The organism is Marinomonas spartinae, from assembly GCF_900089775.1.
GTDB lineage: Bacteria > Pseudomonadota > Gammaproteobacteria > Pseudomonadales > Marinomonadaceae > Marinomonas > Marinomonas spartinae.
On sequence record NZ_FLOB01000027.1, the window covers coordinates 1 to 3,674 of the forward strand.

The 3,674-nt window shown below is 44.1% G+C and carries 5 protein-coding genes; all 5 read left to right on the top strand.

Features of this window, described 5'->3' with window-relative positions:
• The first annotated feature begins 2 nt into the window (after nucleotides 1-2).
• From MSP8886_RS22040 to MSP8886_RS21710, 5 genes are read left to right on the top strand one after another with little or no spacing between them, the layout of a single operon-like run.
• On the top strand, nucleotides 3-170 hold the full coding sequence (locus MSP8886_RS22040) for an aldehyde dehydrogenase family protein (RefSeq protein WP_083201098.1): 168 nt from the start codon (nucleotides 3-5) through the stop codon (nucleotides 168-170).
• 12 nt (nucleotides 171-182) lie between these two features.
• On the top strand, nucleotides 183-614 hold the full coding sequence (locus MSP8886_RS21695; RefSeq protein WP_245659173.1) for a 5-carboxymethyl-2-hydroxymuconate Delta-isomerase: 432 nt from the start codon (nucleotides 183-185) through the stop codon (nucleotides 612-614).
• 54 nt (nucleotides 615-668) lie between these two features.
• A complete protein-coding gene (locus tag MSP8886_RS21700) occupies nucleotides 669-1,691 on the top strand; it encodes a TRAP transporter substrate-binding protein (RefSeq protein WP_067021174.1) in 1,023 nt (340 codons plus the stop codon).
• A gap of 3 nt (nucleotides 1,692-1,694) precedes the next feature.
• A complete protein-coding gene (locus tag MSP8886_RS21705; RefSeq protein WP_067021177.1) occupies nucleotides 1,695-2,234 on the top strand; it encodes a TRAP transporter small permease in 540 nt (179 codons plus the stop codon).
• Nucleotides 2,234-3,562, top strand: a complete 1,329-nt coding sequence (locus tag MSP8886_RS21710; RefSeq protein WP_067021180.1) for a TRAP transporter large permease — start codon at nucleotides 2,234-2,236, stop codon at nucleotides 3,560-3,562. Before MSP8886_RS21705 ends, MSP8886_RS21710 begins: the two co-directional genes overlap by 1 nt.
• Nucleotides 3,563-3,674: the final 112 nt, after the last annotated feature.

The window sequence follows — 3,674 nt, forward strand, 5'->3', positions numbered from 1 at the left end:
TGATGTTTGTTAATAGCCAAAACGTGCGAGATCTTCGAACCCCATTTGGTGGTATGAAAGCGTCTGGCACAGGGCGAGAAGGGGGAGATTACAGTTTCGAAGTCTTCTGTGAACCTAAAAACGTCTGTATCAGTATGGGCAGTCATCACATTCCGAAATGGGGTGTATAGGACACTAATATCATGCAGAGAGACGAGGCTCTCTCTGCTTTTTTTCGTTTAGAGAGAAACGTTATGCCGCATTTTATTATTGAATACTCAGCCAATCTTGAAGAGAAAATTGACTTTCAACCCATGTTCAAAGCGTTTCACGATTATGTGATATCAACGGGGCAATTTCCTATTGGCGGGGTGAGAAGTCGTGCGATTCGACTTGACCATTTCCGAGTGGCAGATGGTCGAGAGGAGTTCTCCCTGTTAAATCTAAATCTCAAAATAGGTCATGGTCGAAGCCAGGAGCTCAAGCAAGAGGTGGCAGAAAATGTTTTTAAGATTTTATGCGACTTTATGGCACCTATTACTGATACCAGCTATTGCCAAATATCGTTTGAATTAACGGAATTGGATCCTGTTCTTAAATTTAATAAAAACAATATACATCCGCTTTTTAAGTAATGTTACCCAAAAACACATTCGAGACACTCATAAATATAAAAAAGGAAGATTGTGATGAAATTGAAACACCTATTACTTACCTGCGTTACCCTTCTTTTTGCGACAAATCTTTTTGCTCAGACCATTCGGGTTGCGAGCTGGCTGCCTCCAACAAACCCAATGAATGCTGTTGTCATCCCTGAATGGGGCAAAGCAATTAGCAAAGCGACGAATGGACGACTTAAGGTTGAAATTGTTTATGGTATGGGGCATCCGAAATCAATGTGGAACCTGGTTGAGGATGGCATTGTAGACGCCAGTTATAGCTATCATGGCTATGTACCGGGGCGATTTGAATTGCCACAAGTGGTTGAGCAACCAGGTCTTGGAACGAATGCCGAAGCGGCGTCCTACGCTCTTTGGAACACCTACCAAAAATACTTTGCTAAATCCCATGAATTTGATGGGCTTAAATTATTGGCGCTTTTTACTCATGGACCAGGGCAGATCTACTCTAATTTTCCGATCAAGGATATTAAAGATTTAGAAAATAAGAAAATTCGCATCGGTGGTGGTGTACAAAGTCAGCTCGCTGATCGATTTCATATCACGCCGGTAGGTGCGCCAGCCCCTAAAGTCTATGAAATGATGCAGCAGGGCGTGATTGATGGTGCGTTTTTACCGGTCGGTGAAATGAAAACTTTACGATTGGCAGAGGTGACGAAAGACCTCACTTTGTTCCCTAATGGTTTGTACATGGGCAGTTTTTCTATGTTCATGAACCCTGATGTTTTTGATGATTTGAGTAAACAAGATCAAGAGGCGATTAACAAAGCTTCAGGTGAAGTTTTGTCTGTTTTGGCTGGTAAAGCGTGGGATGCTGGCGATGTTGCGGGCTTACAAAGCGCACGTGAGGCGGGGGTGAAGATTCACGTTGTGAAGCCGAACTCAACACTGGCTAAAGAAGTGAATCAGCGCATTGATAATGTGGCGACTGAGTGGGTTAAAGGTGTGGATAAGAAAGGCTTTAATGGCGATGCCGCTTTATCTTATTTGCGTGAAACCGCGATGCAATATGCGGCAAAACATAAGGAGTAATGAATGTCTCGCTCTCCTTATGAATGGCTCACGACGGCAGTGAACCTGCATCATGGAGATTTAGGGCTGGCCAAATGGCTAGCCTTTCTTCTTGAAGCGGTGTCTGCCGTTATGTTATTTGCGCTTATGGTGTTGACATGTAGTGATGTGATTGGGCGCTATGTATTCAATAACTCAATAAACGGCACAACAGAATTAACTGAGCTGGCATTAGGTATCATCGTTTTTTGCCAAATACCCGTCGTCACTTTGACGGGGGCACATGTGGTGGTTGATATATTAGATCGTGTTTTGCCCGATTGGTTTGCTACTGTTTGCTCTTTCATTATGAGCTTAGCTATCGGTATTGGCTGTATTTTTGTGGCGGATCGCATTTGGTTCCAAGCATTACGTTCGTTGCGTCGTGGTGTGGTAACAGAATTCCTTCTTATTCCGGTCTCTTACTTCGTACAATTTATCGCCATCATGATGTATTTAACAGCGGCGATATTGATCTATAAAGCAATCACAAGCTTATTTTGTCGTAAGAAGGAGGCTGCGTAATGCTGGATTCTTTAATCGGCTTTTCCATTCTTCTTCTATTAATCCTCGTCTTTAGGGTACCAATTGCTTTTGCAATGGGATTGGTGGGAATCACAGGGTTTGCTTATCTACAAGGACTGGGGTGGGATAATGTATTTGATTTTCGTTGGACAGGTCCGATTGCATTGGCCGCCAACCGAATTGTTGACACTTCCCAAGAGTACAGTTTGTCTGTAATTCCCTTATTTATCCTGATGGGGAATTTCGTCACCAAAGCGAACTTGTCCGGTGAGCTTTATCGCGCTTCGAATGCTTTTCTAGGGCATCGAAAGGGCGGTCTGTCGATGGCAACGATTGTTGCTTGTGGCGGTTTTTCCGCTATCTGTGGTTCCAGCTTAGCAACCTCGGCCACCATGGCAAAAGTAGCGATGCCCTCGATGAGAAAATATGGCTACCAAGACGGTTTGGCGAGCGCTTCAATCGCGGCGGGGTCTACGTTAGGTATTTTGATTCCACCAAGCGTGATCTTATTGATCTACGGCTTATTAACGGAAACCAGTATTCGTGAGCTGTTTGCTGCAGGTTTTCTTCCAGGCTTGTTAGGCATTTTGCTCTATCTTGCGGCGGTTCGTTATGTTGTCTGGAGGCACCCTGAGTACGGCCCTAGCGCAGAAAAAGCCAATTTTTCCGAACGTGTTGCCGCCATGCGTAATGTGTGGGGCGTCCTTTTGTTGTTCTGCATTGTAATGGGAGGCATCTATCTTGGGGTGTTTACGCCTACTGAAGCTGCTGGGATTGGTGCGGGTGGGGCATTCTTGATTGCTGTTATGCGCCGCTCTCTTAGCTGGTCGGCATTTTTCCATGCGTTAATTGATACGGGAAGAACAACCGCTATGTTATTCACCGTGTTAATTGGCGCGCTGATCTTTTCAGACTTTATTACCATGGCGGGTTTACCGGATGAGCTTTTAGCGTTTGTGAAAAGCCTTCATTTGCCCCCAATGGGGGTTATTCTGATTATAGTCGGTATTTATCTCGTTTTAGGCATGGTCTTCGAAAGCCTTTCAATGATTTTATTAACCGTGCCTATTTTTTACCCCTTAGTACAAAGCTTAGGTTTTGACTTAGTTTGGTTTGGCATTGTTGTCGTGGTGGTAACGGAGATTAGTTTGATTACACCACCTGTGGGCATGAATGTATTTGTTCTCAGTGCGGTGCTAGACAATGTAAAAGCAGGGACAATTTTTAAAGGTATAACACCATTTTGGTGCGCAGACATGGTTCGCTTGGGGTTGATCGTATTTGTCAGTTCCATCGCGCTTGTGTTACCTGAGATTTTGTATCGATAATTATAAAAGTGGAGAAGCCGTATGGGTAAATTAGCTTTTGCAGCAAAAATAACGCATGTTCCCTCTATGTACCTTTCAGAGCTTGATGGTCCTCAAAAAGGATTTCGCCAAG

Coding starts and splice junctions, on each gene's coding strand:
- MSP8886_RS21705 (WP_067021177.1), top strand. CDS start 1,695: ATGTCTCGCTCTCCTTATGAATGGCTCACGACGGCAGTGAACCTGCAT.
- MSP8886_RS21695 (WP_245659173.1), top strand. CDS start 183: ATGCAGAGAGACGAGGCTCTCTCTGCTTTTTTTCGTTTAGAGAGAAAC.
- MSP8886_RS21710 (WP_067021180.1), top strand. CDS start 2,234: ATGCTGGATTCTTTAATCGGCTTTTCCATTCTTCTTCTATTAATCCTC.
- MSP8886_RS21700 (WP_067021174.1), top strand. CDS start 669: ATGAAATTGAAACACCTATTACTTACCTGCGTTACCCTTCTTTTTGCG.
- MSP8886_RS22040 (WP_083201098.1), top strand. CDS start 3: ATGTTTGTTAATAGCCAAAACGTGCGAGATCTTCGAACCCCATTTGGT.